The 14,123-nt window shown below is 68.2% G+C and carries 12 protein-coding genes and 1 pseudogene; 11 read left to right on the plus strand and 2 right to left on the minus strand.

Translation table 11 applies throughout. From position 1 onward, the window contains the following. Positions 1–309 precede the first annotated feature (309 nt). The 6 genes from ACFVKT_RS05405 (at position 310) to ACFVKT_RS05430 (ending at position 6,778) form a co-directional block, all read left to right on the plus strand. Positions 310–996 (plus strand): M24 family metallopeptidase, encoded by a 687-nt coding sequence (locus ACFVKT_RS05405; protein ID WP_385727712.1) that lies wholly within the window; start codon positions 310–312, stop codon positions 994–996. Positions 997–1,383: 387 nt separating this feature from the next. Then, positions 1,384–2,406, plus strand: a complete 1,023-nt coding sequence (locus ACFVKT_RS05410; RefSeq protein ID WP_385727714.1) for a DNA-directed RNA polymerase subunit alpha — start codon at positions 1,384–1,386, stop codon at positions 2,404–2,406. A gap of 575 nt (positions 2,407–2,981) precedes the next feature. Next, positions 2,982–3,860: a GNAT family N-acetyltransferase gene (locus tag ACFVKT_RS05415; RefSeq protein ID WP_385727716.1), complete on the plus strand. Its 879-nt coding sequence runs from the start codon at positions 2,982–2,984 to the stop codon at positions 3,858–3,860. Between the two features lie 115 nt (positions 3,861–3,975). After that, on the plus strand, positions 3,976–4,332 hold the full coding sequence (locus ACFVKT_RS05420; protein WP_385727718.1) for a hypothetical protein: 357 nt from the start codon (positions 3,976–3,978) through the stop codon (positions 4,330–4,332). A 193-nt stretch (positions 4,333–4,525) separates the two neighbouring features. After that, on the plus strand, positions 4,526–5,782 hold the full coding sequence (locus ACFVKT_RS05425) for a TolB family protein (protein ID WP_385727720.1): 1,257 nt from the start codon (positions 4,526–4,528) through the stop codon (positions 5,780–5,782). A gap of 291 nt (positions 5,783–6,073) precedes the next feature. Next, a complete protein-coding gene (locus tag ACFVKT_RS05430) occupies positions 6,074–6,778 on the plus strand; it encodes a 2-phosphosulfolactate phosphatase (protein ID WP_385727722.1) in 705 nt (234 codons plus the stop codon). Positions 6,779–6,792: 14 nt separating this feature from the next. On the opposite strand, the gene ACFVKT_RS05435 is transcribed toward ACFVKT_RS05430, so the two are convergent. Further along, complete coding sequence (locus ACFVKT_RS05435; protein ID WP_385727725.1) at positions 6,793–7,407, minus strand: DUF998 domain-containing protein; 615 nt, start codon at positions 7,405–7,407, stop codon at positions 6,793–6,795. A gap of 332 nt (positions 7,408–7,739) precedes the next feature. On the opposite strand from ACFVKT_RS05435, the pseudogene ACFVKT_RS05440 reads away from it, so the two are divergent. Further along, positions 7,740–7,922: pseudogene (locus ACFVKT_RS05440) on the plus strand (LysR substrate-binding domain-containing protein); the annotation flags it as partial. A gap of 73 nt (positions 7,923–7,995) precedes the next feature. Continuing rightward, on the plus strand, positions 7,996–8,382 hold the full coding sequence (locus ACFVKT_RS05445) for a LysR substrate-binding domain-containing protein (RefSeq protein WP_385727727.1): 387 nt from the start codon (positions 7,996–7,998) through the stop codon (positions 8,380–8,382). A 118-nt stretch (positions 8,383–8,500) separates the two neighbouring features. Here ACFVKT_RS05445 and ACFVKT_RS05450 read toward each other — a convergent pair whose 3' ends face one another. Continuing rightward, positions 8,501–11,203: a discoidin domain-containing protein gene (locus ACFVKT_RS05450; RefSeq protein WP_385727729.1), complete on the minus strand. Its 2,703-nt coding sequence runs from the start codon at positions 11,201–11,203 to the stop codon at positions 8,501–8,503. A gap of 1,049 nt (positions 11,204–12,252) precedes the next feature. Here ACFVKT_RS05450 and ACFVKT_RS05455 point away from each other — a divergent pair. From ACFVKT_RS05455 to ACFVKT_RS05465, 3 genes are all read left to right on the plus strand, one after another. Then, positions 12,253–12,885 carry a DUF2461 family protein gene (locus ACFVKT_RS05455; protein WP_385727731.1) on the plus strand — a complete coding sequence of 211 codons (633 nt, stop codon included), beginning with the start codon at positions 12,253–12,255 and terminating at the stop codon, positions 12,883–12,885. Between the two features lie 465 nt (positions 12,886–13,350). Then, positions 13,351–13,593, plus strand: a complete 243-nt coding sequence (locus ACFVKT_RS05460; protein WP_385727734.1) for a nitroreductase/quinone reductase family protein — start codon at positions 13,351–13,353, stop codon at positions 13,591–13,593. A 74-nt stretch (positions 13,594–13,667) separates the two neighbouring features. Then, on the plus strand, positions 13,668–14,123 hold the full coding sequence (locus ACFVKT_RS05465; protein WP_385727737.1) for a DUF6228 family protein: 456 nt from the start codon (positions 13,668–13,670) through the stop codon (positions 14,121–14,123).

Below are 14,123 nucleotides of genomic sequence, written 5' to 3' on the forward strand. Positions count from 1 at the left end.
GCCCACACCGCAGTACGAGCAGACCGTCCGCACCTGAGTGGTGGTCGTGGTCACGGGCGGCCCCTCCAGATGATCGGATCCTTCCTCCGCCGACGCTACGAAGCGCCCGTTGCGCGGGTGTCACGCCGTCCGATCAGCTTGGGTTACGCCCTCCACACAGCCGTGTTCCGGGGCATGTGAGGAGCGGCCCGGAAATCCGGCACGACCACCGCGACCGTACCCGTACGAAAAAGGGCTGGTCGGGGGAGTGACGTCCCCCGTGATCAATGCGGTTGCCCAAATCAATCCGGTACTCCTACGGTGAGCAGCGTGACGGATGAATCCATACGCGCGGCGCGGCTCCTGGACGCCCAGGCCAAGGCGGCGCTGCTGTTCGCCGAGATCGAGACGCGGGGCCTGGTCACCGCGGGCCAAGGGGAACGCGCGGTCAGCGACCGGGTCCGTGACCTGGCGAACGAGATGTTCGGAACCACGCACTACTGGCACAAGCGGATCGTGCGGTCCGGACCGAACACCCTACTGCCCTACCGTGAGAACCCGCCGGACCGGGTCATCGACGCGGACGACATCGTCTTCGCCGACTTCGGGCCGATCTTCGAGGAGTTCGAGGCCGACTTCGGGCGGACCTTCGTACTCGGCGACGACCCCGTGAAGCACCGCCTCCGCGACGACCTGACGACCGTCTTCGCGGGCGGGCGCCGCGCCTTCGAAGCGGACCCGGACATCACCGGCAAGCAGCTCTACGCCGAGGTCGAGCGGCTGGCCGCCGAAGCGGGCTGGCAGCTGGGAGGCTGGCACGCCGGCCACCTGGTGGGCGAGTTCCCGCCCGAGCACAACGACTGGGAGGACGTCGACTCCCACATCGTGCCCGCCAACGACAAGCCGCTGCGACGCACGGACGAGGCCGGCCGACTCCTGCACTGGATCCTGGAGATCCATCTCGTCGACCTTGACCGGGGTTTCGGGGGCTTCTACGAGGAGCTGCTGGACCTCTGACGCTTGTCGAGGGTGCGCCCGGAGGCAGGCGGCCCGTCGTCAACACTGCGTTCGTCCCTGGCCGCGTGCTCCTGTGCGAACTGCGCGCCGAACCGTCCCATCCACGGGCAGCCGACCCCGTCCGCCCACTGTCGCACGGTCTGCGGAGTCACCTTGTTGTGCAGGCGCACGGCCTGCCCAATGCTGAACGACGACACACCGGAACCCCGGCCGTGACGTGATCCAGAACCCCCTGCAGCCTGTACGGATCGGCGAGCAGCCCCCGCTGCGACCAGTGTCGGAGGCGCCTTCCTCGATGATCCGGACGCGCTCGCCCACTTACCCCGTACCCTTCCTTGTGTCAACGGCGTCACATAGCGGGCGCCAAACCACTGGAGGCAACACCTCGTGCTGATTGCTCAGCGTCCGTCCCTGACCGAAGAGGTCGTCGACGAGTTCCGTTCCCGGTTCGTGATCGAGCCGCTGGAGCCGGGCTTCGGTTACACCCTTGGCAACTCCCTGCGTCGTACGCTCCTCTCCTCGATTCCGGGTGCGGCGGTCACGTCCATCCGCGTCGACGGTGTCCTGCACGAGTTCACCACCGTGCCGGGCGTCAAGGAGGACGTCACCGACCTGATCCTCAACATCAAGCAGCTGGTCGTCTCCTCGGAGCACGATGAGCCGGTCGTGATGTACCTGCGCAAGCAGGGTCCGGGTCTGGTCACCGCCGCCGACATCGCGCCCCCGGCCGGTGTCGAGGTGCACAACCCCGACCTCGTCCTCGCCACGCTGAACGGCAAGGGCAAGCTGGAGATGGAGTTGACCGTCGAGCGCGGTCGCGGCTACGTCTCCGCGGTGCAGAACAAGCAGGTGGGCCAGGAGATCGGCCGTATTCCGGTCGACTCCATCTACTCGCCGGTTCTGAAGGTCACGTACAAGGTCGAGGCCACGCGTGTCGAGCAGCGGACCGACTTCGACAAGCTGATCGTCGACGTCGAGACCAAGCAGGCCATGCGTCCCCGTGACGCCATGGCGTCGGCCGGTAAGACGCTGGTCGAGCTGTTCGGGCTTGCCCGCGAGCTCAACATCGACGCCGAGGGCATCGACATGGGCCCCTCGCCCACCGACGCCGCCCTCGCCGCCGATCTGGTCATGCCGATCGAGGAGCTCGAGCTCACGGTCCGCTCGTACAACTGCCTCAAGCGTGAGGGCGTCCACTCCGTGGGCGAGCTCGTCGCCCGCTCCGAGGCCGACCTCCTCGACATTCGCAACTTCGGTGCGAAGTCCATCGACGAGGTCAAGGCGAAGCTGGCCGGCATGGGCCTGGGCCTGAAGGACAGCCCCCCCGGATTCGACCCCACCGCCGCTGCCGACGCCTTCGGCGCCGGTGACGACGTGGACGCCGGATTCGTGGAGACCGAGCAGTACTGAGCGGTGCGCCCCCTTTCCCCGAGAGGGGGCGTTCGCCAAGTCAGGCACCTTGTCCGGGCCCGGCCGCGTGAATCCCTTCAGCTCGCCGAAGGCCCAACGGACGGCACGCGATGCTGGAGAGGCCGGTCTTGCCGGTCGGCCTGAGCCGGTGCCCCGAGGAGCGCAAGGCTGAGCGATGGCCGCTCTCGGCCGCTGTGGTCGTGGTAGTTCGAAGCCAGGACCACAGCGGTGCGCGCCGTGCTCTGCTCGCCCACGGGTGCCGCTTCCGCGCGGGGACGATGAGTTCGCCGCCACGGTGGAAACTTTCCCGTTCTCGACGACGCACGGGGCGAGGCCGTCCCCGCTTGGTCTTCATCGCGGCCGCATACGTCTGCGGCCGCAGACTGCACGAACTAAATGGCTTGTTGACCGGCGGCCTCCGGCGGCCTCCGGCGGCCTCCGGCGGCCTCCGGCGGCCTCCGGCGGCCTCCGGCGGCCTCCGGCGGCCTCCGGCGGCCTCCGGCGTCTACGAGGTTCTGCCGTCCCGCCGGAGGAAAACCACGGGCGCACGCCCACAGCATGATGAATCATGAATCATGCGCCCGGATGACTGGCAACTCACCGAAGACGTCGACGACTTCCTCGCCCGGACCGGAGACTTCCTGCGTTCGCGCCCCGCCCTGCACACCTTGCCGCTGACGGTGACCGAGACGCTGCGAACTCGCGGGGCGAACGCGTACGGCGCCGGAGCCCCCGTATTCGGCCGACTGGAGCGAGCGGGCGAGGTCCGCGCCACCTTCTTCCGCACCCCGCCCCGCGCCCTGAGTCCCACCCCACTCACTCCCGAGGATGCCGACAGCCTCGCCGCCCGCCTGGCCGGCCTCGGGCACCGCCTCCCCGGTGTCAGGGCGGACACCGCCACCGCCACCGCGTTCGCCGAGGCCTGGCGGCGGCACACAGGTGCGGTGCCGACGCTCCGCGAGCGGCTCCGCCTGTACCGCCTCGGCACGCTCACCGCACCGGAGCCGTTCCCAGAGGGGCGGGGGCGAGTCGCGGGCGAAGACGATCGTGAGCAACTGATGCGCTGGTACCGCGAGTTCGTCGCCGCCATCGGAGAACTCCCCGCCAAGGACGCAGACTCCTGGGCCCGCGAACGCACCGCTGACAGACGCGTCACGTTCTGGGAGACCCCGGACGGTAATCCCGTCTCGATGGCGGGCGTGACCCCGATGGTCGCCGGCCAGATCAGGGTGGCTCCCGTCTATACCCCGGCCCACCTCCGGGGTCACGGTTACGCGGGCGCCGTGACGGTCGAGGTGAGCCGGGCCGCGCTGGCCGCGGGGGCGACGGAGGTCGTGCTGTTCGCGGACTTGGCCAACGCCACCAGCAACGGCCTCTACCAGCGAATCGGGTATGTCCCTGTCACCGACTTCGCCGCGTACGACTTTTCACGAGCCGGGGCGGAAGTCGGCTAGAAACTCCGGAGGATTGCCAGGAACTCAACGGGGGCGTTCCGTTGGACACTCGGTACGTTTTACCTGGACAGCGGAGTTGCTCCCGCGGACTGCACGAGTGCTGGAGACTGGGGCGATGTCCTACGATCCCGGCGGAGTCCTGTTCATAGTGCTCGGCATCGTATTTGCCGTCGCTGGACTTGTCTGGAAGGGGCGTGCCCTACGTCCTCTCTCGGCAAAACGGTCCCAGGCGGCCGTGGCCAGGGACAAATCCCGGAATCTGCTGCGGGCCGCGGACATGGCCATCGCCGAGGCTCGTCGGCGGGCTGCACGGGACGAACCAGCTGTTGTCACGGTCGGCGACGTGATCAGCGTGGCACATCAGCACCACGGGCTCGTCAACGTGGAGCGCGAACAGGCAGCGGCGGCTCTCCGTAGACGCTTCGAGGCCGCCAGATGCCGGGTGGACTGCATGACAGACGCTTTCGACTGACTGCCCGATTCGGTGCGGGGTGCGGGGTGCGGGGTGCGGGGTGCGGGGTGCGTCGATGCCGTCTGGCGCGGACGGCTCAGAGCCCCCGGGGGTTGTACATAATCGATCGGATTGCTCACGGAGTGGGAGGTGGGCTTTACTCCTCGTGTGCCCGGCGGGGGGTCGGGTGTCTTGGAATGTCCCTGGGGGAGACATGACCTATTCCGTTCGCGTGACTCGCGTGGCGACAGGCGCGTCCGCGTCCGCCCTGGTCGCCGCACTCATGATGACGACTCTGCCCGCGGCCCACGCCGTGCCTTCGGCAGCGCCCACGGTGCGGCTGAGCGTGGCGGCGGACGGCACGCAGGCCAACGCCTCCGCCAACGGTGCTGCGATCAGCAGGGACGGCCGGGTGGCGGCGTTCGTGTCGTCCGCCTCGAACCTGGTCCCGGGCGACTCGCAGGGCTCGTCTGACTTGTTCGTACGTCAGCTGCGTACCGGATCGCTGCAACGCGTCGTCCTGACCGGCCACCAATTGGGTACGCCGTCGCTGAGCGGAACCGGCCGTCTGATTGCCTACACCGCTTACGACAACGGCACCGGGTTGAGAAGCGCTTACGTCCAGGACCTGCGGACCGGTGCTGTCGAGAGACTCGCCGCCCCGCCCGAGGACGACTTCGCGGCCGGTGCGGTCAGTTCCCCCATGCTGACTGCCGACGGCCGTCATGTTGCGTTCGTCGTGTACCGGCCGACCGGCTCGACCGCGGACGAAGGGTCACGGGTGTACGTGCGCGACCGGGTCACCGGTACGACCGAGCGAGTCAGCAGGCCCGACACCGAGCCCGAGGTGTACTACGCGGGAAGCCCGGCGATCAGTGACGACGGGCAGCGCGTCGCATACACCTTCACCAGGCCCATCCCCAAGGGCCCCGACGTCGGTCATGTGTTCCTACAGGATCGCACCACCGGCACGGAGCAGATCGTCGATGTCGCGTACGACGGGACGACACCCCTGCGGGTCCTGGGCTCTCCGTCGATCAGTGGCGACGGCCGACGGGTCCTCTTCGAGAAGTTCAACGGCGGGTCCGTCACCTCCGACGACCGAGCGGGCAATTCGTTCGTGAGGGACGTGGACTCCGGAACGACGATCGCGATTCCGGGCAACCCGGACCGGCCCGGCACTCGTGGTGGCCAACTCAGCGCCGACGGTCGCCATGTGGCGTACGAGCTGGGAGCCGACGACCCGGCCGCCGAAGCCGGCTGGGCCTGGCCGGTCGTGGTCCTCGACCTGAGGACGGGGGAGATCCGGCGCGTGAGTACGGGCACGGACGGCGGGCCCGCGAACGGATCGCTCACCCGAGGGGCCGTCTCAGCGAACGGCCATACCGTGGTCTTCAGCTCCATCGACACCGATCTCGTGGCCGAGGACACCAACGGTTTCGACGACGTCTTCGCGCACCGCGTCCGGTGACCGATCCTCAACCCAGGACCCAACTTCCTTCGCCGAGGTGGATGAGGACGAGTGTCCTCCCTAGCCCGCGCCCGCGACCAACCCCTCTCACGCGGAACGGTCGCAAGCGATCGAGTTCGGCAAGTATTCAATCGGAAGGTTGCTGTAGTCGACGAGGCGCAGCACTTCACCTGACCTTTTGGGCCGGGGCGCGTTGGCGTGGCCGAGATCGCGCCGATCCGGTACCCGGCGGGGGGAACCTGTGCGAGGAGGCGCGGGACAAGGTTCGGGTGATGCGCGATCATGGTCCGAATGGACGCTCGTTTTCTTGGTATCGCGGATCTGGTCGCAACCCCCTCAGTGGCGGTCGTGGTCGACGTCATGCGTGCTTTCACCGTGGCTGCCTGGGCGTTCGCCCAGGGGGCGGAGAAGATCGTTCTTGCCGAGTCGCTGGACGAAGCCCTGGCGCTCAAGGCTCGACACCCGGACTGGGTGACGCTCAAGGACGGTCCGCCCGCGCCCGGGTTCGACGCTGTGAACTCGCCGGGAATGCTGCGGTCTATTGACCTTGGCGGACGGACCGTTGTGCAGAAGACCACGGCTGGGACGGTCGGCGCCCTTGCGGTCAAGGAGGCGCCGCTGGTGCTGTGCGCCGGCTTCGTGGTGGCGGAGGCAACGGCTCGGCTCCTGCGGACGAGTGAGAGTGACACCGTCACGTTCGTGGTCACTGGCGAGGATGGGCAGGCCGATGAAGATCTGGCGTGTGCTCAGTACATCGCTCGGAGGACCACCGAGGCAGGCACGGACGCTGCTGAGTTCGTCCGCCGAGCCGCCGAGTCACGTGCCGCTGTCGAACTGGCGGAGGGGGTTCGGCAGGGCGTTCATCCTGACGACGTTGCGCTCTGTCTTGAGGTCGATCGGTTCCCCTTCGCCATGGTGGCGACCTTGGAAGGCTCGCTCATGGTTCTGCGTTCCCGCGCGATGCCTTCGCCGGCCGTCCAGGACACGGTCCGGTAGCTGTCGCTGCTCCGTCAGGTGGTCGCGATGGCAAGGAGGATTCCCGCGGTGATGAGCCAGAGGTTGGTGCTGACGAGGAACGCCCTTTCGAACAGGCCGAAGACCTTTCGCAGGCGGGGGAGTAGCGTCACGATCAGGAGGATGAGTGACACCAGGGCGATCTCGCGGAGAGTGGACAGCAGTCCGTACGCCGACTGCCAAGGTGCCAGGGATTCCAGCCGAGATGTCATTCCGGAAATCGCCGCGTAGGTGAACGCGAATGCGGCGACGGCGAAGAGGTAGTGCAGCCGTCCGGTGTTGGTGAGTTTCTCGCCCTCCAGGTCGGTGGGGAAGAGGGCCATGCCGAGACGCATGACCGGTACCAGGAAGAGGAAGACGAGCTGGCTCACCGCAAGCGGCGGAGCACCCGGCTCAAGGGTGAGGCCGACCGCCAGGAATGCGACGCCCAGCGCGGAGACCAGCAGCCCGAAGCGGAACAGCCGACCGTACTGGCCCACGGCGTAGTCGCTGACTGCGTGCCGGACGGGGTGATAGCCGGTGGGCAGCACGTGCAGGGCCACGAAGATTCCCAGATAACCGACAAGCCCGAGAAGGCCGAGAATCGCGAAAGCGAGTGCGGTAGCCGTCATTCGGCCATCGTTTCACGCCATGCTTTGGACTTCGTGCAGGGCCCGCTCGGTTGGATTGGTCGGGTAGTAAAGGGAACTGCGGCCGGCGGGAATGTCGGCAGGGGGCCGTGAGATCGTGGCCAGCGCCAACCTGGCGGCAGGCGAGCGGCTCGGGGATGTACACGCTGGCGCGCTTCCGCGGCCGGCGGGGTGTGCGGCCCACGCCCGCGGGGACGACCCTGGCCCGCCACGCCCGCGACGTGCTCGCCCAGACCGCGCGGCTCGAAGGCGCCGTTGCGAGCTACACCCGCTCCCCGACCGCTCCGCTGATCCTGCTGGCGGGCGGCTCCGCGATGCATCGGCTCGTGCCGCGAGCCCTGGTCTCCTTCCTCCGTGCGCACCCGGACGCCGACGTCACGGTGTCCGAGAGCCGTACCCCTCGGACCGTGCGGACGCTCGCCGACGGAGAGGCGGATCTGGGCATCGTCCTCGACGACGAGGCCCGCGACTGCGGTCTGCACCTGGAGCCCATCGGCGACGACTCCCTCGTCGTGATCGGCCAGGCCGGAGGGATCCTCGCCGGGCGGACCGCACTGACCTACGGGCGAGGTGGCCAAGCACCCCCTTGTCGGGCTCGACGCCGACTCCTCGCTGCGCCGCTGGATCGAGAAGCACCTCGGGCCACACGCACCGGTGGAGCGGTACCGCACCACCGTCGCCAACCTCAACGTCCTTGTCGCCCTCGCCGCCGCGGGCGTTGGTCTTGCCGTGGTGCCGCGTCGCGCCTTCGACCTTCATCAGCCACTCGACATGTGCGAGCTGCAGGCCTCCTGGGCCCGCCGGCACCATCTGCTGGCCTGGGGCGTCAAGGACCGCGCCTCGCCCACCGCCACTTCGTCGATGGCCGAGCACCTGCGCCAGGCGGCCTCGGCCGACCTCCCCTCCCACAGCGCACACGGTGAACCCGTCGATCGGCTGCCTTCCCCTGACAACTGATCGAACACCGAACACCGAACACCGGACACGAGTCGGGGGCGTCGGAGCCGCGGATCGCACCCGGATCCGTAGCCCGGCCTGGGCCACGGATCCGGGTGCTCGCCGCTACGGCTCGCTTCTACTTGGTGCCGTACACGGCGAGTTCGCTGATCGCCATCTGGCCTCCGGTCTGGCCGCCGGAGTTCGGGCGGTCGGCGATGACCCGCACATAGCGGGCGGTGACAGGCACGTCCAGTTGGATGCCAGTGGTGCCTCCGGCACTGTCAGTGCGGTGTGCGACAGTCCAGAAGGTCGAGCCGTCGACGGAGACGTCGACGTGGAGGGCGGTCGCGTACTTGTCGGTGGGCATCACGACGGACACCACGTTGACCGACTGCGGCTGCTGGAGGTCCACTTGCTGCGTCCACCGGTAGCGTCCCGAAGCCTGCGCGAAGGTCGACGTGTTGCCGTCGTTGCCGAGCGCCGGCGTGGTGTTGGGCTGCATATCGGCCTGGGTTCCGTCGATGAACAGCGCCTGGGCCGGGGTGTTGAGCGCGATGTTGTTGCTCCCCTGGGCGGCCGGGGCGTACGCGCCGATCTCGCTGATCGCCATCTGGTCGCCCCGCTGGTTCCAGTTGTCCGGCTTGTCGGCGACGACACGCAGGTACCGGGCGGTCACCGGCGTGCCGAAGGCGACCGGGATGCTTCCCCACCCGCTGTTGTTGACGGTGCCGACGGTGGTCCAGGTGGTGCCGTTGGTCGAGGCGTCCACGTGGAAGTCGGTGGCGAAGTGGGCCTGGGGCATGCCGACCGTGACGTATCCCAGGGACTGGGACTGCTGCAGGTCGACCACGAGCTGCCACTTGAACTGACCGCTGGCCTGCAGGTACGTGGCGGGGTCGCCGTCCGTCGCGTACGCCACCTGGGACCCCGGCTGGAGCTGCGCGGTGCTGCCGTCGAGGAACTGCGCCACGGCCGGCTTGTGTGCCGCGAGGTTGGTCGGCGCCACGCCGGTCGGCGGCGCCGCGATGCCCGCGTACGCCGTCTCCAGGCCGGCGTTGGCCAGGAGGGAAGCCGGTACGCCGACGCCGTCCGCGGAAACCTGGGTGTTGCCGCTGACGTTGACGTTGCTCGGGTTGCCGCAGACCCAGTTGGGCGTGAGGTTCTCGAAGTAGTTGCCGGTGAAGGAGAAGTCGCCGTACGGGGTGGTGGTTCCCTCCTTGCAGCCGCCCATGGAGGCGTTGTTGGCGTTGTAGGCGGCGTTGCCGGTCATGGTCACGTACTGGCTGCCACCATCGGTGTAGATGGCGAACCCGCCGCCGCCGGCGCCGCGTACGACGTTGCCGCTGATCACCAGGCCGTCGGTGAGCGAGGTGCCCTCCTGGCCCAGGACGTAGATACCGCCGCCGTCTTGGCGCTGCTGCATGTAGTCGTAGACGAGGTTGTTGGTGATCTTGTTGCCCGTGGTCTTGGTGGCGGTGCGTCCCCAGCCCCAGTTCGAACTGATGCCGCTGTAGGGGACATTGTTGACCTGGTTGTGCGTGATGGTGTCGTTGCGGGTGTAGCCCTGGAAGATGCCGACACCGCCGGTGTACTCGACGGCTATGTTGTGGATCCAGTTGTTGGCGATGGTGTTGCCGCTGGGCATGACGCTGACGTCAGTGGGGTTCGCGTCGGTGCCGTTGCCGATCTCGATGCCGTTCGAGGAGATGTCGGTGAAGACGTTTCCGGTGATCGAGGAGTTGGCGACGCCCTGCCCCAACTGGAGTCCGGCGGCGCCGAGATGCTGGAACGTGTTGCCGCTGAGCTTCAGCCCGTCGGTGTAGCTGAACGTCACGTTGCCCGGGGTCATCGTCCAGTTGCCGTACGGGCAGGTGCCCGGATCAGTGGTGGAGAAGCGGTCGCACGATCCCTGCTTCTGCCAGGCGGTCGCCCCGGTCAGACGCATGTTGGCCTGGACCTCGGAGAAGCCGTCGGCCGAGTTCGGGGTGGTCCAGCCGCCGTACGCGACAGTGATGCCGCTGATGGACAGGCCGCGCAGCGGATTCGAGGCGGTGCCCTCGCCCGTGATCACGTTCTGCAGGCTCGGGAGCTCGACGTCGGCGCTGCTCATCTGCTGGCCCGCGCGGGGCAGGTAGTAGAGGGTGTGGCCCGGCTTGTCGAGGTAGAACTCGCCCGGAGCGTTGAGCAGTTCCTTCGCGTTCTCGATGGAGGTCGGTATGTCGGCGTTCACGCCGTACTGCTTCTTCGTGGAGTTGTCGAAGCACGGCTGCTGCATCGTGACGGTGGTTCCCGACACCGACGCGACGCCGCAGCGCATCTGCGTCCACTCGACGCCGTAGACGAACTCCATGTTGGAGATGTTCTGCCAGCCGGCGAGGGTCGTGTTAGAGGTCGTGTAGCCGGTGGCGGTACGGGTGAAGGTGGTCGGCGCTGGTCCGGACGCGCGGTTGGCGCGCACACCGTCGACGTAGAGCTGCCGGGTGTCGGTGCCGGACGGGACGTTCGCGCTCCACACGCCGTTGGATCCCTGGGTCCACCCGGTGACCTGCTGGCCGCCGCTGAGGACAGGGTGGGCGCCGGGAGCCGCCTGGTAGCTGACGGTGTGACCGCCGGTCGCGGAGTCGCCCGCCGTGGAGCCGAAGGAGAGAGCCCCGCTGAGGCGGTAAGTCCCGTCGGCCAGTACGACGTTGATGTCCGTGGTCATCGTGGCTGTCGCCGCCCGGACCTTGCTCTGCGCCGTCAGCAGCGCGCACGGGGCCGTGGTCGAACAGGTGGTGCCCTGCCCGTTGGGGGCGACGGAGTAGACGACGGGCGCGGCCGCGGCTGAGGCGGGAAGCACGCCGACACCAACGGCGGCAGCCGCGAGGAGTGCCGGCAATACGCCGATCGCCAATCGGAATGCGGTTGGGCGCGGGAGACGTAGACGCATGGATTCTCCGAGGAGTCGTGGGTGGAGGTGGGTCTGCCGGGGCGGCACGACACTGCGTGTCACTGACCCGGGGGAGTGAGCGGCGTGCACGAGCTCCTCGGCGTCCGCGTGGCGGCTCGCGCGTCACGGGAGCCGACGTCACCAGCGGTTCGTGCAGGTGGCGTTCGGGTTGGTCACGCCGGCGTCGCCAGGGTTTGCGAGCCGCTGGGCACGGGGGATGCCGCGACGCAGCGTCGTAACTGCGCGGGCGTCGAAGGCGGCGGCCCTGACGCCGGCAAAGTCGTCGCGGCTGTGTCGACGCAGTCGACCGACTCGACAGACTCAACCGTCTGGGATGCCGCGGATGCCACGGATGTCTCGGGGATGAGCAGCGGGACTGCTGCCGCCCGAGCCAAACGCGGCCGGGACGGAAGCAGTTGGACGGTGCGTCCGTTCCTTCCCGTCCGCTTTATCCGCGTTGACTGCGGCCCTGGCACGTCGAATGCCCTCCTTCAAGAAATGAATGAGATTCATAGCTTTTGCTTGAAGCAGCGCGTCACTATGACATTCGTGTGTCGCGAAGGGAAGACTTACATCAAATCTCAGTTCGACAAGGGACTTTGTTGCTCTAATGGTGCATAACAGGGCAGTACTGCCCATTGGTTGGGTCGGAAGACCTAGACGTATATGTCCCCTCAGTGCAAATGAAGCAGACTCTTTGGGCTCTCGCCAGGACCCGGCTACCGGGTCTCGGAGTGCATTGGGCAACGTCGTGAGCCGACGGCCTAGTTGTGATGTCCCACGCCAGGTCGACGCGCACCACGAGGGTGTTCACGAGCACCCTGGCCAGTAGCTCCTCCAGGGACGCGTCGGACCGGTCCGCCGCGATCGTCAGCGCCCCGCGCACCAGGGCCGGGGCTATGGCTCCCTGCCGTCTCAGTCTCCCCGCGTGAGGATCACGGGTGAGCTATCCTCCGCGCATGCGCGGACAGTTCACAGGCTGGCCGGAGCAGGCCATGGACGTGTTGTGGCAGCTCCAGGGCGAACCCACCCACGCGACCCGCGAGCGCTGCCGCGCGGACCGCGAACGCCTGGTCCGGCAGCCGATGATCGCCCTGCTGAACGAGGTCGCGGACGCCGACCCCCGGTACGAGGACTTCTCCGTCTGGCACTACCGCACCGACTCCTGGTGGTGGCAGCACCAAGGCGCCGTGATCCGGCTCGGCCGCAAGATCGAGATCGGCCTCCGGTTCGACCTGGACGGCCTGCGGATCCAGGGCGCGTGGTGGTACCCCGATCCCGGCCAGGTGGACATGTTCCGCGAAGCCGTGGCCTCCGAGGGGAGCGGCCGAGAACTGGCCGCCATCGTGGAGGACGTACGGAAGAAGGGCTACGACATCTCCGGGGACGTGATGAAACGCCCCCCGCGCGGCTATCCGACGGACCATTCCCGTACGAATCTGCTGCGCCACCGCTCGCTGATCGCCGCCCGGTCCCTCGGCAACGAGGAGTGGCTGCACACCCCCGAGGCGGTCGACCGGGTCCTCTCGGCCGGCGCCGACCTGGACGCCCTGCTGATGTGGCTGGTCCGCCACGTGAAGCGCGCCGCCTGATGTCACGAGGCCGCCGGGTGGCATGGGAGGAACCGCAACTGTGCGGCACGGTCCCCGCGCTCGCGTTCCTCAAATCCGGCGATGCGACAGTTGAGGTCCTCCAGTCGGTGGGGATGCCGAGGCTGACGGCCGGAGTTGAGCCGACGGCCGCTCGGTTCTAGCGGCCCTCGGCGGGTGCGGCTAGTGTCGCGTTCGTGACCGCAGCCGGTCAGGGGTGGGGAGGCCGCCGTGTCGGTCGAAGGGGAGACGAAGGCACCGCGTCTCCCGCCGCGGTGGTTTATCCGTCTGGCCTGGTCGGTACCTCGGGGCGTGTGCCGGGTCTTCGGACGCCGGATCGGGCTGTGGCGACCACACGCCAACAAGTGGGGCGCGCTGCGGCTGACCACCGTCGGGCGCCGCACCGGCCGACAACGCAGCGTCGTCGGCGCGTAATTCGAGGACGGCCCCAACCTTGTCTCGCCGGCGATGAACGGATGGGGCGAGGGCGAGCCCGCCTGGTGGCTCAATCTGCAGACGCACCCTGGCGGAACCGTCGATCTGTTCGATGGGCGGCGGCTGGTACGAGCTCACGCTGCGACAGGCGACGAGCGCCTACGCCTCTGGGCCCGCTGGCGCGAGATCGAAACGAACCTGGACACCTACGCCGCGCTGCGGTCATCCGAGACCGCGGTAGTGGTTCTGGAATCTGCGCCGAACACGCTGCCGTAGCTCAGGCTGTCATCTGCCCCACCGGCGATGAATCCGAGTGACGCCGCAGGTGATGGTCGCCTAGCGTTCCGCTCATGACCTCCCCGGACGCCGACATCGACGACAGGACCAGAGTGACCGTCAGATGCCAGGACAATGGTTCCGTCGGCGTGACGTTCTGCGACCGGCTCAGCTTCGACGCCGACTCCTTGCACTATGCCGTCGAGTTGCGGGCCCCGGGCCTGACCGCTCGCGTCAACGAGGTCGTCGCCTGGGGCTGGGACGGGGATCTCGCTCCGTTCCTGGAGGGGCTCGTTGCCGATTACCGAGGATGGGACGGTGAACGGACCTGGCAGACCCACGACCAGGACCTGCGCATTTCAGCGGTCTTCAGGTCCGGCGGACATGTCGGCGTGACCTGGACGTTGCGGCCATGGCCGCAGGGCGCCGGCGGTTGGGGTGCCTCCGTGACCACCTGGCTTGAAGCCGGCGAGCAGATGGCTGCCCTGGCGGCCGACGTCCGGTGGTTTCTCGCAGGGGAGCCGCAGTGA

Source organism: Streptomyces sp. NPDC127595, from assembly GCF_042671685.1.
In the GTDB taxonomy this organism is placed as follows: domain Bacteria; phylum Actinomycetota; class Actinomycetes; order Streptomycetales; family Streptomycetaceae; genus Streptomyces.